At 69.9% G+C, this 21,969-nt stretch carries 27 protein-coding genes; 11 read left to right on the top strand and 16 right to left on the bottom strand.

Features of this window, described 5'->3' with window-relative positions; all coding sequences use genetic code 11:
* The first annotated feature begins 101 nt into the window (after positions 1–101).
* Genes OIE67_RS25760 through OIE67_RS25750 form a run of 3 tightly spaced genes read left to right on the top strand, consistent with a single transcriptional unit; the run spans position 102 to position 3,221 of the window.
* Positions 102–1,283, top strand: coding sequence for a LolA family protein (locus tag OIE67_RS25760; protein WP_326644598.1), 1,182 nt, complete (start codon positions 102–104; stop codon positions 1,281–1,283).
* Positions 1,280–2,251, top strand: a complete 972-nt coding sequence (locus OIE67_RS25755) for an ABC transporter ATP-binding protein (RefSeq protein WP_326644596.1) — start codon at positions 1,280–1,282, stop codon at positions 2,249–2,251. Before OIE67_RS25760 ends, OIE67_RS25755 begins: the two co-directional genes overlap by 4 nt.
* The gene (locus OIE67_RS25750) at positions 2,238–3,221 is read left to right on the top strand and encodes an ABC transporter permease (protein WP_326644594.1); all 984 of its coding nucleotides are present in this window, start codon (positions 2,238–2,240) and stop codon (positions 3,219–3,221) included. Before OIE67_RS25755 ends, OIE67_RS25750 begins: the two co-directional genes overlap by 14 nt.
* Before the next feature lie 112 nt (positions 3,222–3,333).
* Here the strand turns inward: OIE67_RS25750 and OIE67_RS25745 are convergent, their stop codons facing one another.
* Both OIE67_RS25745 and OIE67_RS25740 read right to left on the bottom strand, forming a co-directional pair.
* Complete coding sequence (locus OIE67_RS25745; protein ID WP_326644592.1) at positions 3,334–4,056, bottom strand: YcnI family copper-binding membrane protein; 723 nt, start codon at positions 4,054–4,056, stop codon at positions 3,334–3,336.
* 48 nt (positions 4,057–4,104) lie between these two features.
* Complete coding sequence (locus tag OIE67_RS25740) at positions 4,105–4,641, bottom strand: MFS transporter (protein ID WP_326644590.1); 537 nt, start codon at positions 4,639–4,641, stop codon at positions 4,105–4,107.
* Between the two features lie 148 nt (positions 4,642–4,789).
* Between OIE67_RS25740 and OIE67_RS25735 the strand changes: the two genes are divergently transcribed.
* Positions 4,790–5,245: a hypothetical protein gene (locus tag OIE67_RS25735; protein WP_245956085.1), complete on the top strand. Its 456-nt coding sequence runs from the start codon at positions 4,790–4,792 to the stop codon at positions 5,243–5,245.
* Here the strand turns inward: OIE67_RS25735 and OIE67_RS25730 are convergent.
* Genes OIE67_RS25730 through OIE67_RS25720 form a run of 3 tightly spaced genes read right to left on the bottom strand, consistent with a single transcriptional unit; the run spans position 5,242 to position 7,023 of the window.
* Positions 5,242–6,003, bottom strand: a complete 762-nt coding sequence (locus OIE67_RS25730; protein ID WP_326644587.1) for an ABC transporter ATP-binding protein — start codon at positions 6,001–6,003, stop codon at positions 5,242–5,244. The two genes, OIE67_RS25735 and OIE67_RS25730, sit on opposite strands and share 4 nt — an antisense overlap.
* Positions 6,004–6,008: 5 nt before the next feature.
* Positions 6,009–6,797, bottom strand: coding sequence for an ABC transporter permease (locus OIE67_RS25725; RefSeq protein ID WP_326644585.1), 789 nt, complete (start codon positions 6,795–6,797; stop codon positions 6,009–6,011).
* Entirely contained in the window at positions 6,790–7,023 is a 234-nt protein-coding gene (locus OIE67_RS25720; RefSeq protein WP_326644583.1) for a hypothetical protein, read from the bottom strand. The genes OIE67_RS25725 and OIE67_RS25720 overlap by 8 nt, the downstream gene beginning before the upstream one ends.
* Before the next feature lie 21 nt (positions 7,024–7,044).
* Here OIE67_RS25720 and OIE67_RS25715 point away from each other — a divergent pair, with 21 nt between their 5' ends.
* Complete coding sequence (locus OIE67_RS25715; protein ID WP_326644581.1) at positions 7,045–8,529, top strand: recombinase family protein; 1,485 nt, start codon at positions 7,045–7,047, stop codon at positions 8,527–8,529.
* 854 nt (positions 8,530–9,383) lie between these two features.
* Here OIE67_RS25715 and OIE67_RS25710 read toward each other — a convergent pair.
* Positions 9,384–12,026 (bottom strand): tetratricopeptide repeat protein, encoded by a 2,643-nt coding sequence (locus OIE67_RS25710; RefSeq protein WP_326644579.1) that lies wholly within the window; start codon positions 12,024–12,026, stop codon positions 9,384–9,386.
* Positions 12,027–12,588: 562 nt separating this feature from the next.
* On the opposite strand from OIE67_RS25710, the gene OIE67_RS25705 reads away from it, so the two are divergent.
* From OIE67_RS25705 to OIE67_RS25685, 5 genes are all read left to right on the top strand, one after another.
* Positions 12,589–13,038, top strand: a complete 450-nt coding sequence (locus OIE67_RS25705) for a hypothetical protein (protein ID WP_326644577.1) — start codon at positions 12,589–12,591, stop codon at positions 13,036–13,038.
* A gap of 7 nt (positions 13,039–13,045) precedes the next feature.
* Positions 13,046–13,270 carry a hypothetical protein gene (locus tag OIE67_RS25700; RefSeq protein WP_326644575.1) on the top strand — a complete coding sequence of 75 codons (225 nt, stop codon included), beginning with the start codon at positions 13,046–13,048 and terminating at the stop codon, positions 13,268–13,270.
* Between the two features lie 215 nt (positions 13,271–13,485).
* On the top strand, positions 13,486–13,680 hold the full coding sequence (locus OIE67_RS25695) for a hypothetical protein (RefSeq protein ID WP_326644573.1): 195 nt from the start codon (positions 13,486–13,488) through the stop codon (positions 13,678–13,680).
* Positions 13,677–13,916: a hypothetical protein gene (locus tag OIE67_RS25690; RefSeq protein ID WP_326644572.1), complete on the top strand. Its 240-nt coding sequence runs from the start codon at positions 13,677–13,679 to the stop codon at positions 13,914–13,916. The genes OIE67_RS25695 and OIE67_RS25690 overlap by 4 nt, the downstream gene beginning before the upstream one ends.
* Positions 13,917–13,931: 15 nt before the next feature.
* Complete coding sequence (locus OIE67_RS25685) at positions 13,932–14,189, top strand: hypothetical protein (RefSeq protein ID WP_326644570.1); 258 nt, start codon at positions 13,932–13,934, stop codon at positions 14,187–14,189.
* A gap of 443 nt (positions 14,190–14,632) precedes the next feature.
* Here OIE67_RS25685 and OIE67_RS25680 read toward each other — a convergent pair whose 3' ends face one another.
* Complete coding sequence (locus OIE67_RS25680) at positions 14,633–15,082, bottom strand: hypothetical protein (protein ID WP_326644568.1); 450 nt, start codon at positions 15,080–15,082, stop codon at positions 14,633–14,635.
* Between the two features lie 494 nt (positions 15,083–15,576).
* Between OIE67_RS25680 and OIE67_RS25675 the strand changes: the two genes are divergently transcribed.
* On the top strand, positions 15,577–16,017 hold the full coding sequence (locus OIE67_RS25675) for a hypothetical protein (protein ID WP_326644566.1): 441 nt from the start codon (positions 15,577–15,579) through the stop codon (positions 16,015–16,017).
* 10 nt (positions 16,018–16,027) lie between these two features.
* On the opposite strand, the gene OIE67_RS25670 is transcribed toward OIE67_RS25675, so the two are convergent.
* From OIE67_RS25670 to OIE67_RS25630, 9 genes are all read right to left on the bottom strand, one after another.
* A complete protein-coding gene (locus OIE67_RS25670; protein WP_326644564.1) occupies positions 16,028–17,107 on the bottom strand; it encodes a methyltransferase domain-containing protein in 1,080 nt (359 codons plus the stop codon).
* Between the two features lie 11 nt (positions 17,108–17,118).
* The gene (locus OIE67_RS25665) at positions 17,119–17,460 is read right to left on the bottom strand and encodes a radical SAM protein (protein ID WP_326644563.1); all 342 of its coding nucleotides are present in this window, start codon (positions 17,458–17,460) and stop codon (positions 17,119–17,121) included.
* A gap of 432 nt (positions 17,461–17,892) precedes the next feature.
* Entirely contained in the window at positions 17,893–18,177 is a 285-nt protein-coding gene (locus OIE67_RS25660) for a hypothetical protein (protein WP_326644562.1), read from the bottom strand.
* Positions 18,178–18,490: 313 nt separating this feature from the next.
* Entirely contained in the window at positions 18,491–19,666 is a 1,176-nt protein-coding gene (locus tag OIE67_RS25655; protein ID WP_326644560.1) for a helix-turn-helix transcriptional regulator, read from the bottom strand.
* Positions 19,667–19,731: 65 nt separating this feature from the next.
* Complete coding sequence (locus tag OIE67_RS25650) at positions 19,732–20,364, bottom strand: HAD family hydrolase (RefSeq protein ID WP_326644558.1); 633 nt, start codon at positions 20,362–20,364, stop codon at positions 19,732–19,734.
* 195 nt (positions 20,365–20,559) lie between these two features.
* Entirely contained in the window at positions 20,560–20,865 is a 306-nt protein-coding gene (locus OIE67_RS25645; protein WP_326644556.1) for a hypothetical protein, read from the bottom strand.
* Positions 20,866–20,905: 40 nt separating this feature from the next.
* On the bottom strand, positions 20,906–21,139 hold the full coding sequence (locus OIE67_RS25640) for a hypothetical protein (RefSeq protein ID WP_326644554.1): 234 nt from the start codon (positions 21,137–21,139) through the stop codon (positions 20,906–20,908).
* Positions 21,132–21,644, bottom strand: coding sequence for a hypothetical protein (locus OIE67_RS25635; RefSeq protein WP_326644552.1), 513 nt, complete (start codon positions 21,642–21,644; stop codon positions 21,132–21,134). The genes OIE67_RS25640 and OIE67_RS25635 overlap by 8 nt, the downstream gene beginning before the upstream one ends.
* On the bottom strand, positions 21,641–21,838 hold the full coding sequence (locus OIE67_RS25630) for a hypothetical protein (RefSeq protein WP_326644550.1): 198 nt from the start codon (positions 21,836–21,838) through the stop codon (positions 21,641–21,643). Before OIE67_RS25630 ends, OIE67_RS25635 begins: the two co-directional genes overlap by 4 nt.
* Between the last annotated feature and the right edge of the window lie 131 nt (positions 21,839–21,969).

Raw genomic sequence — 21,969 nt, 5'->3', positions numbered from 1 at the left:
AGACAACGCTGAGAAGGCTGAGAGCCATCTCAGACTGTCTCAGGTCCGCCACAGGATCCATGACGCAGGCTCTGGGCATCGACATACCGTTAAGGAGTGAAATGCGCAGAGGCACGTTCGTGAGGTGGGGAGTCCCGATCGCGGCCGCGGCCGTGATCGGAGCCGCGATCGGCGCCGGCCCCGTCATCGCCGCCGTGAGCGGTGAGCCCGCGCTGCCGGAACGTTCGGCGGCACAACTACTGGCCGACGCGGTGGCGGCGACCAACAAGGAGGGCGGCGCCGCGCCGATGTCCGGCACGGTGCAGCAGACGTCCTCGCTCGGCCTGCCGGCGTTGCCGTCGTCGGGCTCGGCCTCGCCGCTGAGCCTGCTGTCGGGCTCGCACGAGGTGAAGGTCTGGTTCGGCGCCGCCGACAAGCTGAGGGTGGCCATGCCGACCCAGCTCAACGAGACCAACCTGATCCTGAACGGCGGCGAGGGCTGGTACTGGGACAGCGCCACCAACACCGCGACCAAGCTGACCATCAAGAAGGGCGACACGCACACGCCGGCCACGCCGGTGCCGCAGCCCAGTGACCTGACCCCGCAGCAGGTGGCCGAGCGGGTGCTGGCCCACGCCGACGAGCACACCGCGGTCCGGGTGATCAACAACGCCGAGGTGGCGGGCCGCCCGGTCTACCAGCTCGTGCTGTCGCCCAAGGAGGAGGGCTCGCTGGTGCAGGAGGTGCGGATCGCGCTCGACGGCGAGACGTACGTCCCCCTCCAGGTCCAGGTGTACGCCAAGGGCTCGGCCGAGCCGGCCTTCCAGCTTGGCTTCACCCAGGTGACGTTCACGCCGCCGGCGGCCGAGAACTTCACCTTCACCCCGCCCGCGGGCGCCAAGGTGGAGGAGAGGACGATCGGCCTGGAGGACATGCGCGGCAAGCAGGCCGAGCAGCACGCCGAGCACGCCGAGCGCGTCGCGAGCGAGGCCAAGGTCGTCGGCGACGGCTGGGCGAGCGTGGCCGTGATCCCGTTCTCCCTGTCGGACCTGACCGCCGCGGCCACCGGGACGCCGGACGCGTCCGCGACGCCCGGCGGCCCCGGCGAGCACTTCGGCGAAGGGGCCGACCCGCAGGCGCTGCTGGACAGCGTGCTGAAGTCCGCCACCCCGGTGAGCGGCACGTGGGGCTCGGGCAAGCTGATCAAGACCAAGCTCGTCACCGCCCTGCTGACCGACGACGGCCGCCTCCTGGTCGGCGCGGTCACCCCGGAGGAGATCACCAAGGCGGCGGGCACCAAGTGACCGCCGTCATGCAGGAAGCGGGGGCGCCCTTCGGGGCGGCCCCGCCCTCCGGGGACGCGATCGTCACCGAGGGGCTGACCAAGCGCTTCCGCGGCGGCCAGGTCGCGGTGGACGCCCTCGACCTGGCGGTGCCGCGCGGCTCCGTCTTCGGCTTCCTGGGGCCCAACGGCTCGGGCAAGACGACGACGATCCGCATGCTGCTCGGCCTGGTGGCGCCCACGGCCGGCGATTACTCGGTGCTCGGGCTGCCGCAGGCGGAGGCGCTGCCCAAGGTGGGGGCGCTGGTCGAGGGCCCGGCCTTCTACCCGTACCTGTCGGGCACGGCCAACCTCATGCGCTTCGACGCCGCCGACCCCTACGCGGTCCGCGGCACCGTCAGGCGCCGGGTCGAGGAGGCGCTGGAGCGGGTCGGCCTGTCGGCCGCGGCCGGCAAGCATTACCGCAACTACTCGCTCGGCATGCGCCAGCGCCTGGCCATCGCCGCCGCCCTGCTCGGCCCGCGCGAACTGCTCATCCTGGACGAGCCGACCAACGGCCTCGACCCGCAGGGCACCCGCGAGGTACGCGCGCTGGTCAAGGAGATCGCCGCGGACGGCACCACGGTCTTCGTCTCCTCGCACCTGCTGGCCGAGGTCGAGCAGATGTGCACGCACGCCGCGATCATGCGCGCCGGCAAGCTCGTCGCGCAGGGCACGATCGCCTCGCTCAACGGCGGCCTGGTCACCCGCATCCGGGTGGAGACCCCTGACGAGCCGGGAGCGGCGCGCGTGCTGGACTCGCTCGGCCTGGCCGAGGTGCGGATCGAGGGCGGGCAGGTGCTGGCGGAGCTGGGCGGGCACGCGCCGGAGCAGATCAACGCCGCTCTGGTGGGGGAGGGCGTGGCCGTACGGGGGCTGGCCGTCGTGCGGCCGAGCCTGGAGGACGTGTTCGTGGGACTGACAGGGGAGGGCTTCGATGTCGACGGCTGAAAGCGCGACCTCGACGGCCACACGGCGGACGCCCGGCCTGGTGCCGGTGACGGAGACCATGCGGACGACCGAGCGCACGGAAGAACCCGCGACCGATCATTCCGCAGCCGCCGGGCCCTCCGCGCCGTCCGGCCGCGGTTCCGCGGCGCGGGCGACGTGGGCGTTCTGGCGGCTGCTCGGCTCCGAGCTGGGCCTGACCTTCCGCCGCCCGCGCAACCTGGTGATGCTGGCCGTGCTCGCCGCCGTCCCGGTCGTCATCGGTGTGGCGCTGCGCCTGGTCGGCGGCTCCGACGACGGGATGGGCGGGATCATCCAGGCCGTCGCGGGCAACAGCCTGATGCTGACGTTCGCGTCGTTCTCGTTCCTGGTGCTGCTGCTGATGCCGGTGGCGATCAGCGTGGTGGCGGGCGACTCGATCGCGGGGGAGGCGGGCGGCGGGACGCTGCGTTACCTGCTGGCCGCGCCGGCCGGGCGCACCCGGCTGCTGGCCGTCAAATACCTCAACGCGGTCGTCTACGCGTACGCGGTGACGGCGGTCGTGGCGCTGTCGGCGCTGCTGACGGGGCTGGTGCTGTTCCCCGCCGGGCCGGTGACGCTGCTGTCGGGGACCACGATCCCGGTGCTGGACGGCCTGGTGCGCATCGCCATCACCGTCGGGTACGTCGGCGCCGGCATGGCGGCGCTGGCCGCGATCGCGCTGGCGCTGTCGACGTTCACCGAGGTCTCCATCGGGGCCATCGCGGGCACCATGGTGCTGGTCATCGTCTGCCAGGTGCTGCGTGCCATCCCCGAGCTCGGATCGATCACGCCGTACCTGCTGCCGACCAAGTTCACGAACTTCGACGCGGTGCTGCGCAGCCCGATCGACACGGGGGCGCTGGCGGACGGGCTGCTCACGTTCGGGGCCTACATCCTGCTGTTCGGCACGATCGCCTGGGCGCGCTTCTCCGGCAAGGACATCACGTCCTGACCGCCGCCTGACCGCCGCCTGATACCGGGCCGTCCCCGCGCGCTTGGCGCGGGGACAGCGACGGTGGCCTGTGGCAGGCCGGGCTCCGGAGGGGTGTGCCCGGACGGCCGGCTCAGGCGGACGGGCGGCGGCGCAGCCCGAGGAAGCCGACCACCACGCCGACGATCCCCACGACCAGCCCGGCCCCGCCGAGCAGCCGGGCCGTGCCGTCCGAGGAGTCAGAGGACGACGCGGTGCCGGCCGCGACCGGGCTCACCGACGGCGCGACGGCGGGAGCGGTGGTCGCGGCGGCGGCGCCCTCGTCGGCGGCGGGCACCAGCTTGAGCAGCGGCGCCGGGTGCTCGGCCTCCGTGCCGTCCGTCTTGGGGGCATCCGACCAGTCCACGACCTCGCCGCCCGAGTACGTCTGCTTCGTCGGGAACGACAGCGAGTCGACGTCCTTGGGCAGCTGCCCCATGGACACCTCGAACTCCTGGAACTCCCCAGGGGCGATCTTGCCGCCCGACCAGACGACCTTGGTGACGGCCTCCTCCAGATCCCCGTACTCGGTCTTGACCGGCGCGGGCAGTTTGCCCTCGGTCACCTTGACCTTCCATCCCGGCACGGGCTTGACGGAGACGAAGGCCAGCGGGTGGTCAGCGGGGAAGCTGACCTCGATCTTGGTGGTCGAGGCGTCGTCACGCTCGTTGGGCACCCGGAAGGCGACCTTGGTGAACCCGCCCGCCTCGGCGGTGCCCGGCTGGATGGTGACGTGGGCCAGCGCGGGCAGGGCCAGGCCGGCGGTGAGGGCGGTGGTGGCGGCGAGCACGGTCGCCGCACGGCGTACGAAGGACATGGGGAATCTCCACTTGGTGTTCGGGGGGACGGACCGGGTGTCAGAGGCTCAGGCGGGAAGTGGAGGACCCCGCCTGGCCATGCTGTGCCGGAAACCCGGCTGCAGCGGAACCACCCTGGTGTGCACGATCGCCGCGCACGGCCGCGGCACGAGAACGCGCACGGCCGCGAGCGGCGTCAGCCGCCGGCCGAGGCGGCGCAGCAGCGACCACAGCGCGGCCTCGCCGCGCGACAGCCACAGCCCCGTGAGCACCGTCGCCGTCAGGTGCGTGAGCAGCATGCCGGCGTTGACGCCCAGGCCGCCCTGGGCGTGCCCGTGCACCGAGACGTAGGCGGCGCCCTCGCCCGCGAACAGTTCGTGCAGCCCCAGCTGCGCCCCGACCAGCATCAGGTTGATCGTGCCCGCCGAGCGCTCCCTGCCGCCCAGCGCCAGCCCCAGCGCGGCCACGCCGCAGAACCCGAGCGCGGCGGTCGCCGGCGCGGGCGCCGATCCGCCGCCGAGGACGTGGGCGAGCGCGGCCAGAGCCCCGCAGACGGCGGCGAAGGCGGCCGTCCGCGCAAGCCTCAGGGGGAGTTGCGCACGCATGGGTGTGCCCCATGCTCTCACGGGGCAGGGTTGCTTGAGACCTCGAGTTCCAGACTGCTCAATGCCATGTCCGAAATTGGCATTTGTCGCTAGGGTCGTGCCGATCCACGTTGACATAGAGGTGAGAACGTTGCGGCACTTAGGTGGTTTGCTCATCGGGCTTGTGGTGACGGTCGCCGTGCTGGGAGGCGGGGGCTGGGCGGTGCAGCAGGCCGTGGGGAACGCGGCGGCGAACCCTCCCGACATGCAGAGGATATGGATCGCGCTGGGCGCGATGGCCGCCGTCGGGCTCGTCTTCGGGCTCGTGACGGCGGGCCGGATCTCGCCGCTGGCCACGTTCGTCCCGTCCCTGGTCCTGCTGGCCTGGACGGTCGTTTACGCGCTCGACATGAACCGGGCGCTCTCCCTGATCCCCTCCGAGCCCTCGGTCAACCAGATCATCCGCGACGCCGGCTTCGGCGCCAGGACCATGCTCACGACCGGCGTCCTGGCCCTGATCGGCGTGGCCCTGTTCATCCCCGTCCTGATGCCGTCGCGCTGGTCGCGCCGGCAGGACGAGCTCGACGAGGACTACGAGACCACGCCGGAGGGCAGCTACTACTAGCCGGTCCCGCTCCTGGAGGCGCCGCCGGTGTAGAGGCGGGTCACCACGTCCTCGATCGACGACTCCTCGGGGGCCGTGGCCATCAGGTCGTCGAGCGTGCCGTCGAACGCCAGCCGCCCGTGGTCGATCAGCATCACCCGGCGGCACAGGCGCTCGATGTCGCCGAGGTCGTGCGTGGTCAGCAGCACGGTCGTGCCCCGCTCGGCGTTGAGCCGCTTGAGGAAGTCCCTGATGCCGTTCTTGCTGACCACGTCGAGCCCGATCGTCGGCTCGTCCAGCACCAGCACGTCCGGCGCGTGCAGCAGCGCCGCCGCCAGATCGCCGCGCATGCGCTGGCCCAGGCTCAGCTGGCGCACCGGCGTGCGCAGGAAGCCGCCCAGGTCGAGCGTCTCGGTCAGCTCGGCCAGGCGCGCGGCGAAGGCGCCGCGCTCCACCCGGTACAGGTGCCTGATCAGCTCGAAGCTGTCCTTCAGCGGCAGGTCCCACCACAGCGTCGTCCGCTGGCCGAAGACCACGCCGATGCGCCGGGCCAGCGTGGTTCGCCGGCGCGCCGGCTCCAGCCCGGCCACCCGGACCCGGCCCGTGGTGGGGGTCAGGATGCCGCACAACATCTTGATCGTGGTGGACTTGCCCGCGCCGTTGGGCCCCAGGTAGCCGACGAACTCGCCCGCCGACACGGTGAAGGACAGGTCGCGCACGGCGTGCACGACGTTCCGCTTCACCTTGAACGACCGTCCGACCTGGTCAAGCTCGATCATGTACGTCAACTCCCCGTGGATCGGTAGTGCCGGACGCCCTGCCGCCAGGCCAGCGCGGCCACCAGGGCGAGGACCAGCGCGGCGGCCGGCCCGGCGAAACGCGTGTACTCGGGCGTCCCGAAGGGATCGTCCCGGCCCAGCACGTACAGGCCCGGCTGCCAGTTGACGAAGGCCAGCGGGAGCACGTACGTCACGCCCCTGACCACGTCGCGGGCGTAGATGCCGAGCGGATACTGGCTGAGCTGATAGCTGCCGTAGGTGAAGGCGTTGACCACCTCGGGCGCGTCGGTCAGCACGAACTGCGCCGCGCCGGCGAGCGTCCACAGCGCCCCGAAGATGACGATCCCGGTGAGCACCATGACCGGGATCATCCAGCCGCGCCGCCAGTCGAGGCCGAGCGCCGTGATCGCGTACCCGAGCACGAGAGCGGCCTGGAGGATGCGGCCGAGCCGGGTGATCTGGAACCGGTCGGCGGTCAGCTGGATCCAGGCGCTGACCGGCCTGATCAGGAACGTGTCCAGGGTGCCGGCCCTGATGTGCGCGCTGACCCGGTCGATGTTGCTGACGAACGTGTCGCAGATGGTGAACGCCAGGGCGGCGGCGCCGTACAGGAAGAGGACCTCGTCGCGGGAGAAGCCCGCGAGCGTGGTCGTGTTGGCGAAGATGACCAGGATCACGGCGACGTCGATCGCGGCGGTGACGAAGCCGAGCAGGTTCATCAGCGCGAACGAGGCGGGGTAGGCGGCGGCGGCCCTGGTCCACGTCCACAGCAGCAGGAAGTACGTCCTAACCACCCTGGATCACCACCTTGTGGCGGATCGCCCTGGTGCCGGCCGTGCCGAGCCCGATCAGGATCACGGCCCAGAGCGCCTGGAGGGCGAGCGTCTGCGCCACGGCGGCCTTGCCCAGGTAGAGGTCGGTGGGCAGCTGCACCATCGCGGCCCAGGGCAGGACCGCGGCCAGGTCGCCGAGCCAGCCGGAGAACAGGTGCAGCAGGATCATCATGCCGCTGAATGTCAAGTCTGCACCTATACTCACATCATGCCGAAAGCTGCCGCGATCTACTGCAGACTCAGCTATGCCCCGGATGGGTCGGTGGAGAAGGTTGAGCGGCAAGAGGACGACTGCCGCCAGCTCGCCGATCGCCTCGCCTGGCCCATCGATGAACGTCACATCTACAGGGACAACTCCCGTTCCGCCTGGCAGCGTAACCGCAAACGGCCCGGCTGGGACAAGCTTCTCGAAGCGATCGAACGCGGAGACGTGGACGGCGTGCTCGTCTGGCATGGTGACCGCCTGATGCGACAACCGTGGGACCTGGAGAAACTGCTCAAGCTGGCCGACGACCGATCGGTCGCGCTCGCATCCCCGCAGGGCGTGCGTGACCTCTCCAGCGAGGACGATCGCTTCATCCTCCGTATTGAGGTCGCCCAGGCATGCAAGTCGTCGGCGTCCACGTCCCGCAGGGTGAAGCGAGGCGTGGACGCGAAAGCGGCCAAGGGCGAAGCGTGGAGCGGCGGGAAGCGGCCCTTCGGATACGGGGTTCCCACCGGCAAGAAGGGCATCACCGGCAAGCCCATCTACGACACGAACCAGGCCCACCCCGACGAGTTCCCGATCCTTCGCGAGGCGCTCACGAAGCTGCGAGGCGGGCTCTCCTTGAACGGCACGATCCGCTGGCTGAACACGGTGTCCACCACAACCGAGGGCGGCCGGTGGCGCGCCGTCGTCCTCAAGAAGATCATCCGGTCGCCACGTATCGCTGGCCTCATCGACCGCAATGGCACGCTCCACCCGGCCGTCTGGCCCGCAATCGTGACACTGGAAGAGTGGGAGGATCTCAAGGGAATTCTCAGCCAGAACGGCCAGGAGTCTCACGGTGGCCCAGGCCGCCACTACCTGCTCACCGGCATCGCCGAGTGTGTTTCCTGCGGCACTGGCGTCCACACGAAGCCGGCGACGGGCCGTAAGCGCGTCGGCAAGCCTATGAAGCTCTACTACTGCCGCGACGAAGAGTGCACCCGGCGCGTCTCCCGCAGCGTCGCCCACCTGGACGAGTACGTGATCGGCCGGGTGCTGCGCCGGCTCCAGGCCCCAGACCTTCTGACGATGGTCCTGGGGCCGGAGCCGGGAGCGGCCGCCGAGATCGTGGCCCTGAGAAGGCGTAAGGCCGATACGAAGCAGCAGTTGCGGAATCTCGCCGACCATCCGGGCCTCGACGCGGGTGATGTAGTGGTGGCACTCGCCAGCTTCGACAAGAGGATTACCGAGCTGCGAAGCCGACAAGCGGCGACTGCCCGCCAGCGGCTCCTGATCCGCATGGCGGGCATCACCCGCGACCAGTGGGACGCGACCCCCATCGACATCCGCGCCGAGACCGTGCGCGCCCTCTATCGGGTGATCATCCTCCCAGCGATGCGGCGAGGCCCTGGGTTCGACCCCGCCAGCGTCGAGATGATCCCGGTGCCGATCTCACCCGAGCAGGCAGACGTCGAGGTCGAGCAGGTCGCCGACGCCGACGTCTAACCCGATCCCGCCGCAGCCTGGTTGTGCCGCGGGGGTGTCGGCCGTGGGCGTGTCTGGCATCGGCTCGGACGGGCCGTCGTCGTCCGCGGGCGGGGGCGTGGTCGGCGGCGGCTGTGTCGGCCGGGCTGGTCCCACATCGCTCTCGCCTCCCGGTGGCGTCTGCGTGGGCGTCGGAGTGCTGGGGCGGGGTGTCGCTGGCCGCGTCCTCTTGGGAGTGGCCGACGGCGTTCGGCGGTCCGGCCGATCAACCCGGCTCGGCTGGTGCGGCGGCGGAGCCACGATGTGGAGCCGGGTCGGCGGGGGCGAGGCCGGAGGCTCCGCGCGCCTTGTGCTCCGCTTCGGCGTTGGCCGCGGGGAGGGCGGCCGCGCGGTGGAGCTCGTCCAAGGCCCTCGGACAGGCAGTGGCCCAAGACGTCGGACTTCCGCCGGGCGAAGATTTACATGTCCTCCGCGGTCGGCTCGCCGAGCTCGAAGAGCTTGTACAAAGCCTGCGCGATCAGGTCTCCGATCTCACCGACGACCTCGACGCAGCCCGCGCAACCAATCGAGAATTGATGGCATGCCTCAACACCACCCGGGTGGCAAGCACTCCAGAAGTTCGCCCGCAGCGAGTGCTTGTCTCTTAGCGTTCTTGCAGAGATCCTCGCACCTTCTGTGCGGGTCAGCCGTCGGCGTACGAGTGGGTCTGTACGTCCATGTGCACTTCCAGGTGTACGCCGACAGTTGCCCGCCGACCGCTCCCTGCACCTGATCCGCGGAGATTCCACCAGGCATGACCGATGATTCAGTTCCGATCTGTCGTGCATTGGATGGATCTCGAAGAGAATCATCTTTGTTCGTTGGTGCGCCATCTGTCAGGAGGCGTCAGGACCCCGGTAGCCGCCGTAGAAGTCGCCATACTTGGTCATCCACTTCGCTTTCCGGGATTCCTCTTCGTGCCGATCAAGTTCCCTGAGGCCTCCTCGTCCGCGAGCTGCTGCTTCGGCATTGCCGCTCTGCTTCGCCCGTAGAAACCAGGTCCGTGCCTCCTCCAGTCGGCCCTGCTCGTATTCCAGGACCCCCAGGTTGGCCATCGCTCTCGGTGCCTCGTCGTCGTGGCCGCTGTCGGCCGCCCGCAGGAACCAAGCACGTGCCTCCCTCATCCGGCCGTGCTCGTATTCCAGCACCGCCAAGCTGATCATCGCCTCCGGCCCGTGGAGGTCGTGGCCGCTCTCGGCTGCTCGCTTGATCCAGGCCCGCGCCTTCTCTACCTGGCCCTGCTCTCCTTCAAGTCTTCCCAGGTCGGCCATGGCCCTCGGCCCCACGTCGTCATGGCCGCTCTCTGCCGCCCGCAGGAGCCAGGTCCGCGCCTCTTCCACCCGGCCCTGCTCGCGTTCCAGCACGCCCAGGTTGGCCATCGCTTCCGGCGCCACGTCGTCATGGCCGCTCTCTGCCGCCCGCAGGAACCAGACCAGTGCTTTCTCCAGCTGGCCTTGCTCGTATTCCAGTTCTCCCAGGCTGGCCAGGGAGCCCGGCGCCACGTCGTCATGGCCGCTCTCGGCCGCCCGCAAGTACCAGGTCCGCGCCTCTTCCATCCGGCCCTGCTCGCGTTCGAGCATCCCTAGTTTGGCCATCGCTTTCGGCACCTTGTCGTCATGGCCGCTCTCTGCCGCCCGCAGCAACCAGACCCGAGCCTCCTCCACCCGCCCCTGCACTCGTTCCAGCACCCCCAGCTCGACCATCGCTATCGGCGCGGCGTCCTCGTGACCGCTCTCGGCCGCCCGCAAGTACCAGGTCCGCGACTCTTCCACCCGGCCCTGTTCTCCTTCCAGCCCTCCCAGAGCGGCCATCGCCCTCGGCGCCGCATCGTCGTGACCACCTTCGATTGACCGCAAGTACCAGGTCCGCGCCTCCTCCACCTGGCCCTGCTCTTCTTCCAGCGCCCCTAGAGTGGCCATCGCCCTCGGCGCCACGTCGTCGTGGCCGCTTTCGGCCGCCCGCAGGAGCCAGGTCCGTGCCTCTTCCACCTGGTCCTGCACTCGTTCTAGCAGCCCCAGAGTGGCCATCGCTCTCGGCGCCACGTCGTCGTGACCACCTTCGATTGTCCGCAAGTACCAGGTCCGCGCGGCATTCAGGCGGCCCTCGCCCATCAGCTGGTCGGCAAGATCTCGCATTGTCCTGGATTCCAGGCGTTGCAGAGAGACGTTCAGGAGCAGGCGGTCTGCAGCTTCGAAATTGCCATGGTCGAGGGCGGCCTGGCCCAACTTGAGCAGGCCGCCCTCGTCGAGGCAGCGTTCGGCGTGGGCCCAGAGCGGTGTGCTGATGGCCCAGCCAGTGGGTGCCGGTTCAGCCGCGACCAAGGCCAGCAGAGGGTGGGGCTGGTAACCGTTGTCGCGAGTGATCAGTTGCGGGCCGGCTGCGCTGCCCTGTGCGGTGGCCCATTCGAGTGCCCGGGTGAAGGCATCCTCGGGCAGACGAGTCCGCGGGGGGAGGTCACTGAGCTGCCGACGGTAGGCCCGCCACAACTTCAACAGTGTCTTCTTGGTGAGTGGGGGTGGCATCTGGGCGCGCTGCCAGTCGGTAACCGCGTGCAGGAGCGCAACTCGGTCTGCGTCGCTCTCCCCCCTTCCGAGGGTGAGTGCTTGACGCAGGTGGTCAAGTGAGATCATGAGCCGACCGATCAGCCAATCTCGGCTGCGGTCGTGAAGCGCGGGCCGGAGGGCGGCGTAAGCGGGGGTACATGTGATCAAGTCGCGCTCGGACGAGGTTAGGACGCCGAGGTTGAGGTGAAGAGCGTACTCGTCTAGCAGGCTTGGCACGTGCGAGTCGAGGCGGGCGCTGGGCGCGCCGTCCCGGTCGGTGATGTCCTCGGTATGAACGGTGGCGGCGATCACTAGCCTGCGAGGGAGATTGGTGATTAGCTGAGCGGTGAATTCGCTGAGCCGGTCGACGGTGATGGCGTCCAGCCACACGATCACACCCGTCTGCGGAGTGATCCAGCTAGCAGCTTGCGCCACGAGTTCCGGGAGTCGGACGCTTTGGTCGTCGACGAAGGCCGTGACCCGCCAACCGGGCAGGGATTCCGTGAGTGCGCGGGCCAGCGCATGGGTGGTGCCGGCGAGCCGCTCTCCTTCCACGATCAGGAACTGGCGGGCGTCTTCGTCGCCTTCTGCGACCTCGGTGAGGGCGGCGCGTAACGCCTCGTCGATTGGGCGCCTGATATGTGGGCCAGGACCGCTCAGGAAGCTAGAGAGATGGATGCCCCAACCTGCGTCAGGAAGCTCGTCGGCTATCGGTGGGAGCCCGTTCTGATCGGAGAGTTTCAGACGGCCCGCAGGATCGGGCTGACCGCGCCAGTGCTCGACGCCAAGGTAAACCAAGGCGGCGGCGAGGGCTGCCAGCAGCCACCACCAACTGAACCTTTCGTTGTCGAGGATCTGATTGATGGCCACGCCAGCGGCCACCGTGAGACTGGCCGAGACGGCGCTGCCTACAGCCAACCGTGTCCCGCGCTTCATGGCCAACCCCTCCTGCTCGCGTGGGCCGACTCGCGAGTCCACCCCATAGGTTCGTTGTAACTCCTGCGCCGCGTGGACGTCAGCGGTTGATGTCAACGAACTGGTAACTCTCCGTGTTCTTCTATCTGGTCGTCCCACATGGTTTGCTTACGTCACAGCGTCGAGGTTGCCTGCGGGCCAGGCGGAGCATCTCGGTCGTAATCTCGGGCAGCGCCAGAGCCCCCGTCATCGGCCCCTTGCCTGCGCAAAGCGGGTGGGACACCTTAGGGGAGATCTGCTGACCCAGCGGGGGTTTCCGTGCCGGCTGAGGGCCCGGGGAGCGGATGGTAGATGCGCCTGCGTACGTGGAAATCTTCGGCCACCGCGCTCACTCGGTGATCTTTGGAAGGGATCCGACAAGCGTTGAGCAACACCTGTCGGCGACAGCAATCAGGCACCGACGCCCAGTTCCCCGCCGACGCCCACGGCCCCGGCTGCTCTTGCTCCAGGCGGCCAGCCACCGCAGAGTTGCAGACCGGTCAACATCCCCACCGGCTCGGCGTCTCAGACATAAAGTCTCATCGTGGACATGATGAGCCTGATGATCGGTGCTCTGATCAGCATCCCCCTGAGCATCCTCGCGAACATCCTCACGCCCAGGTTGCAGACGTGGAGCGCAAAGCGCAGCGAAGCCGCTTCGCGCAGACAAGCTTCACTCGATGAAGAATTCTGCCAACTGGTCGATCGCTACAGGGCCGACCTCGTGGCCTACCAGGCTCACGTTCACCTGGCGACGATGCGCATGACTCTTTACTTCGGTTGGGCACTTCTCTGCACGGTGACCGGCTGGATCGCAGCGTTTTCGCCAACGATCGGGCCGCAAGTCATGGGAGTGATCCTGGCGCTGCCGGCCGGAGGGCTGCTGGTGGCGGCCACCAAGGTAGCGAGCAGCGCGATCCACCTCGCGAGGGCGTTGGATTTCAAGGGCGACAGCAATTCGACATTGGCCGCAGACTCTTCGACTGAGGCATGATGGCTGCGTGGATGGCTGGACCGTCGAGGACGCGGCGACGCTGCTCTATCCGGCGCTGACCGCCTCCGAGCTGCGTACGGTGATTGACCTATTCGGCATTGCGCCCGTTGGCGCGCGTCGTACGGGGCGCCGGGGCCGGCCGCTGCCTACCTACGACCCGAGCACTCTCCAGGAAGCACATGCCATCGTCGTGCGCGCCCGTGTTGACCTTGGAGGATTTCGGGCGGCATAATTCGCCCTAACAACGCATCCCAAAGCCCGGCACTTTGTCGGGCTTTCGTCGTTTTCGGGGGTGGTCCGCATGACCGTGGTCCTGCCGTTCAACATGATCGTGACCGAGTGCCCCGACAACGCCACCGCCTCGGCGAGCACTGGGATCATCTGGCTCGACTGACGTAACCCACCTCCCAGCCAACTCCCAGGATCGCCCAGCGCTGGGAGGCGGCCATGGCCCGCTTCATGCCGTCCGGCAAGCCTGTCGAACCGGTCAAGCCCACGAAGAGCAAGCGGCAGATCAGCCGCCTGCACGGCGAGGACTTCGGCTCCGGCTGCGAAGAGCACGGCGGCAAGAAACACGTCTGCGCTCGGACCTGGCGGCACGCGCCGCCATGCGAATGCGGCTGCGGGGAGGAGACGACATGATCCCCGAGTGGATGTGGATCGCCTGGCTCGCGGTGGCCGCCGGCGGCTTCGCCATCCTGGAGATCATCGCCCTGATCAACCGGCGGCGCGGCGACACTCTCAGCGAACGCACCCGGGCCTGGCTCGGCATCACCCCGCCGAACGCCAGACGACGGATCGCCGTCCCGGTGTTCGCCGCGGTGCTCATCCTGTTCCTGGTGTGGTTCCTGCCGCACATCATCTTCGACATCCTCTGACCCGGAGCGCTGGCCATGATCGGCATGCACGTCCCCGAGCCCACCCTCGGGCGCATCGTCCACTACCGAGGCAAGCAGGGCCGCAAGGCCATGCGCGCCGCCATCGTCACCGGCACCATGGACAGCCTCGACCCCGACGGCATCGCCTCCGGAGACGTCCCCCCGCTGACCGACGACCGGCACGTCCACCTGTGGGTCTTCACGCCCGGCAGCTCGGCAGGCTTCCCCGAGTACAACGTCGGACCCGGCGAAGAGCCCGGCCAGTGGATCTGACCGCCGAGGATTTGACGTGGGCGACCAGGAACAGCCCGCTGAGGGCGGCGGGTCGAACATCCTGTACGAGCCGACCGGGTGCGACGGATGGATCCCCGGCGTGCCGAAGACGGTGCCGCGCGCCCAGATCCTCGAACTGATCAAGGCGCTCGGCCTCGACCCCGCGCAGATCTACAGCCTTAGGCTTGAACCGCACACCGTCTACGCCGAGGTGTACGCCCTCAAGGACGGCGGCCGCTATTGGGACGGCGGGCCAGACCAGCAGGTGGCCAAGCACCGCTTCGCCATCGCGATCGAGGACCGCGTTCCGGAGGCGGATTCAGCGCCCAAGCTCGGCGTCCACGTGTCGCTGGGAGCTGACCCGCCGAGGTGGGGCGCAAGGTGGTCGACGCCATCCGGAGGTACGAAGGCCGCGGCGACGGCCCCGAACCGCAACCAGCTGATCAGCCGATCGACAGCTCGATCGGAGTGGTCATCTGCTCGGCCGTGTACTGGACCCGGCCGCGGTGGCTTACCTCGATCCCGTAGAACTTCTCACCGGCCGGCACCTCGGGCACTGTGAACAGGAAGCTGCAGCCCACGTCTCGCTTCCAACCGCCGGCGCCCAGCTGGCCCAGGGCGATCGTCTTCCCGGCCGCGTCCGTCACCACCACCTGAGCGCCCTGCCGGATGTCGTCATACCCGCCGCCCGTGGTGCACGCCAGCTCATTCTCGGTCAGCACCTGCGGAGAGGAACCGCGGACTAGCACCGAGCCACTCACAGTCTGCGTCGCCGGCGCCGCTGACGTCGACGGCCGGGGAGTCGCCGCAGTGTCCGGCAACAGCACGATGACCAGAACGGTGACCGCGGCCAACACCAGGACCACCACCGCGGACACGGCCAGAGTCTTCACGCGGGCATCGTCCTATCTCACACCCCGCCCGCGCCAGACCCAGGGACAAACCTCGACGTCACGATTCGGAACGTGCCATGCCCCGTAGCCACGGCCGCAGCGGCTATCGCTGGCGCAAGGCCAGGGCCACGCTCCTGCTCGAAGCGCCCGATGTCTGCCACATCTGCGGCTATTCGGGTGGGGCCAATGAAGCGGATCACGTGCCCGCCCTCGTTGAGCTCGAACGCCTCGGCCTCGACCCTTGCGACCTCAGATACCTGCGTCGAGCGCACGGCACCTGGTATCCGTGCCCGGTGTGTCTGAGGCGGTGCAACCAATCGAAGGGGGACAGGGAACTGCCCCCCGCCCCTCGTCATTCCCGTGCGTGGTGATCTACCAGACTGGCAAGAGCTGGCAGAACCTGGGAGTTCAGGGTGCTGTACGTGGTGACCGGCCCACCAGCAGGGGGGAAGCCAACATGGGTCCGGGGGAGAGCGAAACCAGGGGACGTAGTGGTGGACTACGACCTTGTGGTGGGGGCTCTATCGGGGCCACATCCAGGCGACCCCCACGACCACCCCGAGGCCATACGCCAGGTCGCGTTCCGTGCCAGGACAGCCGCCATCCGCGAGGCACTGCGACACATCAACAAGGTTGATGTGTACGTGATCCACTCCATGCCCAAGCCAGAGTGGATGGCCACGTACACCGAGCATGGTGCACAGATCATCACCATCGACCCAGGTCGAGACGTGGTCATGCAGCGCATCGCACAGGAGCGACCAGCCACGGCCAAGGCCGTAGCCACCCGCTGGTACAACAACCGGGGCACAGGGACAGGGCAGGGTGGCCAGGCCCCCAGCCCCCAGGGTGCAGGCACCCCTCACCCACCGTGCACCCCACTGGTCGAGACGGTCACCGGCATGGGCATCTACGTCAGGGACCGCCGGTCATAGCGCCCACGCCTCACCGGAGCCACACCTCCTGACTGCCGGGCCCCACCAGCATCCGGTACGCGTCAGGGCGTGGCCGGCCGACGCTCAGCCACTCCATGTAGGCCCCTTCGAGGGTGGACCACAGTTGCCGGTCGCCGCTCTGGGAGATGTGCGCGTCCTCGCCGGGCCGGGCGGTGATGAGCGCCCACCCGGGGCCGCGCAGATCGCGGAGCCTCATCACCCACGCAGGGCCGTCCTCCTGCTCCTCCCAGCCCGCCGTGGTGATGGTGATGTGCGGCGCCACCGAGGCGAGGTGGAGCCCGAACCCTTGGTCGATGGCCGCCCAGGGCCCGCGCGGGTCGAGCCGGGTGGCGCCCTTGACTCCGCTGTCGCCGTACGGCGGCCACGCTCCGGTGCGCTGGTCGCGCATCATCATGTAGCGGCACGCTGCATGGAAGGCGCCGACGGCCCGCCCGTCGTCGAGCACGTCGAGCCGCAGCTGGTGACCCCAGCCGCCGTGAGGCGGCATGTACGGCAGGACGATCACGCCGCCCGGCGGGGTTTGCTCCACCCACGCGTACGGGATGTCCCGCACACCGCAGGTGGCATGCACCCTGTCGTACGGGGCGTGGTCCGGAGCGCCGAGGGCGCCGTCGCCGATGAGCAGCGTCGGCGCCAGCCCGGCCTCCTTCAGGGTTGCGCCGGCAGCCTCGGAGACCGTCTCGTCGACTTCGACGGTGACCACCAGGTCATCGCCGAGCCACCAAGAGAGCAGACCGGCGGTCCAGCCGGTTCCGGTGCCGATCTCAAGCACGCGATGGTGCCGCGCCGGCTCCAGCAGGCGCAGGAACTCGGCGGCGACGTGCGGGGAGGAGATCGACGACGTGAGGGGCGCGCTCGTGTCGTCGACGCTGGTCTGCCCGTCGCCGCGCTGTGTGATGACGGCGCCGGTGCCGTAGACGGCGTCCAGCCAGTCGCCGGGGTCGGCGTCCCTGTCGATCAGGCGGGCGGGGCGGTCACCGGTGGCCTTGGCCCAGGCCCGGCGAGGCACGAACAGTTCCCTGGGGACGGCGCGGAGCCCGTCCAGCCACGGATCGCCGCGATCGAGCACGCCGGCGCCGATTAGGAGGTCGCGAGGCGTACGCCGGGCTGCGTGAACAGCTCCCACATCGCGGGAGTGACGTGCACGAGGTTCGAGTACACCTCGACCTCCATGCCGCGGTCGAGCGCGCGCGTGACGAGGCCGGGCAGGCCGGCGTACAGGGTGGGCTCGCCGCCGATCATCTGGACCATCGACACGCCGAGAGCGGCGGCCTGGTCGAGGACGGAGATCCAATCGCGGTAGCTCATGCTGCCGTCAGTGCCGGCGGGTCCAGAGTCGGCGTAGCAGTGCCTGCATTCGAGCTGGCAGCGGCCGGTCACCTCCAGCCACATGAAGGTGGCCGGGGCGGGGGGTGTCTTCATGATCGTGCCCTTTCTCGTCGTCAGGGAAGGCGGGCATCCACGGGTTGGCGTCGGCGAGTACGAGGATGATCAGATCCATGCGAGCTGCCTCCTGGGGGGTGCGGCGGCTGCCGGGACGGCGGCCCCGCTCGGTGGGAGGCGGGGCCGCGGCGCGGCGGCGGGACCGGTCGAATGGAGGCGCCGTCGCGCTTGAGGCGGGCCCGGCGCCCGAGGGGGCCGGCCCGCCGCCCGACCTGCCGCCATTCGCAGGCGACAGGCCGGGCCGTCATGGGGCTTCTGTGAAGCAGGGCTCAAAGGGGCCGTGCTGGGGACCGGGAACGCAGTACCCGATCGCCCAGAGGCTGGCCCGCAGCGGCGGCCACAGGAGCGGCGTTGACCCTGGTGGCATCTCCAGCCCGGGAGTCGCCTCGGTCGATGTGTCCGGCTCATCATTCAGCATGCGACCACACCGCCCTCGCGCTCCGCTGACCGGCGACCGAAGCGCCAGACCACCGCCACGTGGATGTAGGACGGCTGGCGCGCGCTCCGGTCGAGCCGGACCCTCTCGACGACACCGCCGGCGTCGGGGGAGAGCCGGGCCAGCGCTTCCCGTACGCACTGCCGGGCCTGCTCAGGCTCTTCGGTGATGCCGCCGGAGCCGCGGGTGGTGTCCTGGGCGCTCCAGGAGTAGAGGAAGTCGTCGGCGGCGGCGAGCGGCGCCGGGCTAGGGTTGGTCATGGGTCAGGAGCCTCGTTTCCTGATCAAGTCCCTGGGCGGGCGGTGATGTCGCTGCGCCCAGGGGCGACTGATGCCTCACGATGTGGAGCGCGCAGGCGACGACGGGCCAGCGGCGCCCCCGATGGAGGATGTCACCCGCGGGCTGCAGGCGTCTGGTGACGGCGCCGCAGTCGATGCATGCCAGGCCGTGCAGACGCGCGATGCTGACTGAGTCGCACACCGTGATGGGTGCGGGCGGTGCTGCTGACTCCGTCATGGGTCAGATAGTGGCGGGCTGTCGAGGCCGCAAGTAACCCAGTGTGGGTCACCCGTATCAGGTGGCGTGGCACCACTCGGCGAAGCTCGTCAGCGACTCGGCGTCGGCGCGCTTCAGCCGGCGTAGCGTCCCCGCATCCTCCCGCACCCACCGGTGGTCGCGGGTGTGCTGGGGCGCGATCTTCCGGGCGACCTTGAGGCTCTCGAACGCATCGTCGGGCAGGCCAGACCACAGCTGGGCGCGCGCCAGCTCGATATAGAACCCGCTGCGCCGCTCGGCAGGCAACTCCGGCGGTGGCGCCCACTCGCGGGCCACCTCCAGGGCGCGGTGGACATGTTCGCTGCCGAGGCTGACCGCGACGGACACCTCGTGAATGCGCACCGAGTGCGGCCCGAACGCCGTCCCGACGTACACCGCTTCCGGCACCTGGTCGCCGAGCCGCCGGGCCTCGGCAAGGTGCATGTCGGCCGCGTCCACGTCGCCGTCGCGGCCAGCGATGACAGCCGCGCGCATGTGCAGAGCACCGCGGGCTGCGATGGCGGGGACGGCGTCCGGCGGGGTGGCGGCGTCGATAGCGATCTCCAGCGCGCGCAGGCCTCGCCCGTAGGCGTGGGCGGCGAAGAACGTCTCCGTGCGGGTGTAGGCGACAGCGCTGTCCAGGATGGGGTCGTCGGCCGCCGTGCACGCCCAGCGCATGAGCTCGATGAGCCTGGCCGACAGGTCGTGTGCCCCGAATTTGAAGGCGACACTGTCGGCGCTGCGCAGAGCGGACGCGACGAGCCGTGCCACGTCCGGGTCGGTGGCGGGCGTGGCGTGCAGCGCCCGGAACAGCTCGGAGAGCAGCGCCGGGACGTGGCCGGCGATCCTCACGTATTGGGAACCGAGACGCCACGTCGTCGCTTGGGCGACCGCCTGGCGCAGCTCCGGCATCGGGCGCACGGGCCCGTCGTCCGGCAGGTCGTAGGCCGCGATCGCGGCAGACAGGCCCGGCAGCGCCGCGCGGACGCGGGAGCTGGCGTGCTCCCGGTCCGCCAGGAGCATGGACGGGTCGATGTCGAGCGCCGCGGCGATCGCCTCGACGATGCCGTCGCCGGCACCCCGTGCCCCGCGCTCGATTTTCCGCAGCGTCCCGACATGGATGGTGGCGGCGTCGGCCAGCTGCTGCTGGGTGAGGCGGGCGACGCTGCGGTGGTAGGCGATGCGCCGGCCTATCCCGCCGTGGGCTGTGGGCATGGGGGTGCTCCAGGTCGAGTCGTCATCTCGGACTGTAGCGGCCTGGTGACAGCCCTGCCCAGAGGTCAGGAAGAGATGGTCGCCAGGTCGGCCAGCGTGGCGATCTGCCAGTCCGCGGCGGAGGCCTCCGGCTGGCCCGCCCAGAGATGCCCCCAAGGGCCTCGCAGGATGTGCGCGGTCAGGAGGCCTACGGCCTTGGCTGGGCCGATGTCGTTGGCCGGGTGGTCGCCGATGTACACGATCTGGGCCGGCGGTGCCTGGGCGAAGTCGGCCAGGCGGGCGAAGAACCGCGGGTCCGGCTTGGCGACGCCCCACTCACCCGACGTGGCGATGCCGTCGACGGGCAGGTTAAGCGCGCGCAGCAGCTCGGCGACGCGAGCGGTCTGGTTCCCGGCGATGAGCACTCGGTGGCCGGCCGCGCGCAGAGTCGCCAGGGCCGGGCGGACGTCGGGGTACAGGTCGGCCTCCTCGATGCGCTCGCCGCGGCCGGCGGCCTCGCGGGCGGCGTACTCCGCATCGAGGTCGATGCCGGGCCGTAGGAGCCGGAGGGCGTCGGCGTTGTCGCGGCCCTGGGCGACCACGGCGCCGACGAGTGCGGACAGGGTGTGGTGGGGGACGTTGAGCCAGTCGGCCCACGAGGCCCAGTAGCGGTCGTCACGGACGATGGTTTCACCGATGTCGAGGGCGAAGGTCAGCACACGCTCAGTGTCGCTCAGCCCTGGACCGCACGGCCGGGCGGGAGCCTGGGACGCTCCGGTGGCCTGGCCGTGCGGCGCATGTAAACCGATGTATACGGAAATGCAGCCGTGCGCCACCCGGCCAACGCATGTACGAGTGTTCTATTTTGTCGCCTCGGTAGAAGATTCTTTTCCCCGAGTGGAAGGATTTTTACCTCAGGAGGCGCGCCGGTCCGGGACGCCCGCCGCCTCCAGACGTGCCCGGCGCCGCTCCCGCAGGCTCACGACGCCCAGGCGCTGACGCTGCGCCTCCAGCAGCGCGCGCCCCTTCTGGATCAGCTTGTGCACGGACTGCTTCCGGATGCCGAGGATCGCGACGATCTCGCCGAGGGTGTAGTCGCCACCCTCGCGAGCGGACCGGGCCGCCCGCGCGATCGCGCGCAGCTTCGTCCGGCGCAGGTCCTCCATCAGCTCATCGATGAGCACCAGGTTGGCCGGGTCGCCGGCGGCGTGGTCTTCCATCTGGCGAGCTCGGCCGGCTCGGTCACGTGATCGCGGCGGCTCATCGATCCACCTCGCTCGCGTCGAGGATGGCGTCGCACGCGAGCAGGTCGCGCAGGCGCTGCCGGTTCCGCTCGACGCTGGCGGCCCACTGCCGGGCGCCCTCGGCCCGCACGGCCTCCTCGGCGATCCGCTTCTCCTCCGGCGTGGCCGCACGGTCGACTGCGTCCAGCAGGCCGACCAGCGTGCGTACATCCGCCAGCATCTCGCGGCCGGCCGCGTCGCTGTCATGCATGCCGGACCACCCCCGCGTACCGGGCGCCGTACGTGCGGGCGATGCTGCGCGCCGCGTCCTCGATGCCGACGTCGTCGGGGAGGTCGCTCTGGACGGCGCAGAGCTTGCCGCGGCGGCCCTCGTGGCACTCCACGATCCCGAGCCGCAGGAGCGCGTCGGGCCGGTTGGCCTCGCGCGCCATGTCAGCGCCGATCGTCTCCACGATGATGCAGTGTCCGGTCAGGTCCGGGCCGCGCTTCTCGCGCTGGTGGGCGCGGTGCCGGGCCGTGCCCTCGATCCGGGCCAGCTTGCGGCGGGCCTCCTTGAGCGGCTTCTCGATTTGGTCGAGGATGTCGCGGGCTTCGGAGAGCAGCGCGGGAACGTCGCCGCGCGCGGCCCACGATGTCCAGCCGTCGCCCACCCGGTGAAAGCTGATGTCCTCGATCTTGGCCATGACCGGGTAGACGGCCTCGAGGGCGTTCTCCCAGTCCCACTCGCCGAAGTCGGCGCGGGTGATCTCGGTCATGACCCCGCCTCCTCGTCGTCGAGGGCCGCGGCGGTGGCCTCCAGTGCATCGGCGACGTCGGTGCGGCCGTGGTCCTGATCCCACCACGCGAACGCGGTCAGCGGACTCTCCGCCGGGGTCAGTGACAGGCGGGCCGCGAGGGCGCGGATTGCGCGCCCGGCCAGCCCGTCCCTCGCCGCACCTGCGGGCACCACCTGGGCGACCGCAGCCAGGACGGCGTTGCCCGCGCGGAGCTCCTCCCCGGACCGGATGAGGGCGGCCGCGTGCCGGAGGACGGCCGGGCGTAGGTCAGGCTGGGCCTGACTCGCCGACTCGGGGACGTCGG

The organism is Nonomuraea fuscirosea, from assembly GCF_035917475.1.
In the GTDB taxonomy this organism is placed as follows: domain Bacteria; phylum Actinomycetota; class Actinomycetes; order Streptosporangiales; family Streptosporangiaceae; genus Nonomuraea; species Nonomuraea fuscirosea.
The sequence above is the reverse complement of the archived record's forward strand: the minus strand, read 5'-3'. Positions and strand labels throughout refer to the sequence as shown.

Bases quoted from the DNA above. Each gene is read 5' to 3' on its own strand.
- OIE67_RS25740 (WP_326644590.1), bottom strand. From the start codon at position 4,641: ATGCGTGCGCAACTCCCCCTGAGGCTTGCGCGGACGGCCGCCTTCGCC.
- OIE67_RS25745 (WP_326644592.1), bottom strand. From the start codon at position 4,056: ATGTCCTTCGTACGCCGTGCGGCGACCGTGCTCGCCGCCACCACCGCC.
- OIE67_RS25695 (WP_326644573.1), top strand. From the start codon at position 13,486: ATGGCCCGCTTCATGCCGTCCGGCAAGCCTGTCGAACCGGTCAAGCCC.
- OIE67_RS25640 (WP_326644554.1), bottom strand. From the start codon at position 21,139: ATGCATGACAGCGACGCGGCCGGCCGCGAGATGCTGGCGGATGTACGC.
- OIE67_RS25685 (WP_326644570.1), top strand. From the start codon at position 13,932: ATGATCGGCATGCACGTCCCCGAGCCCACCCTCGGGCGCATCGTCCAC.
- OIE67_RS25645 (WP_326644556.1), bottom strand. From the start codon at position 20,865: ATGGAAGACCACGCCGCCGGCGACCCGGCCAACCTGGTGCTCATCGAT.
- OIE67_RS25665 (WP_326644563.1), bottom strand. From the start codon at position 17,460: ATGAAGACACCCCCCGCCCCGGCCACCTTCATGTGGCTGGAGGTGACC.
- OIE67_RS25760 (WP_326644598.1), top strand. From the start codon at position 102: ATGCGCAGAGGCACGTTCGTGAGGTGGGGAGTCCCGATCGCGGCCGCG.
- OIE67_RS25635 (WP_326644552.1), bottom strand. From the start codon at position 21,644: ATGACCGAGATCACCCGCGCCGACTTCGGCGAGTGGGACTGGGAGAAC.
- OIE67_RS25690 (WP_326644572.1), top strand. From the start codon at position 13,677: ATGATCCCCGAGTGGATGTGGATCGCCTGGCTCGCGGTGGCCGCCGGC.
- OIE67_RS25715 (WP_326644581.1), top strand. From the start codon at position 7,045: ATGCCGAAAGCTGCCGCGATCTACTGCAGACTCAGCTATGCCCCGGAT.
- OIE67_RS25750 (WP_326644594.1), top strand. From the start codon at position 2,238: ATGTCGACGGCTGAAAGCGCGACCTCGACGGCCACACGGCGGACGCCC.
- OIE67_RS25710 (WP_326644579.1), bottom strand. From the start codon at position 12,026: ATGAAGCGCGGGACACGGTTGGCTGTAGGCAGCGCCGTCTCGGCCAGT.
- OIE67_RS25655 (WP_326644560.1), bottom strand. From the start codon at position 19,666: ATGCCCACAGCCCACGGCGGGATAGGCCGGCGCATCGCCTACCACCGC.
- OIE67_RS25730 (WP_326644587.1), bottom strand. From the start codon at position 6,003: ATGATCGAGCTTGACCAGGTCGGACGGTCGTTCAAGGTGAAGCGGAAC.
- OIE67_RS25660 (WP_326644562.1), bottom strand. From the start codon at position 18,177: ATGACCAACCCTAGCCCGGCGCCGCTCGCCGCCGCCGACGACTTCCTC.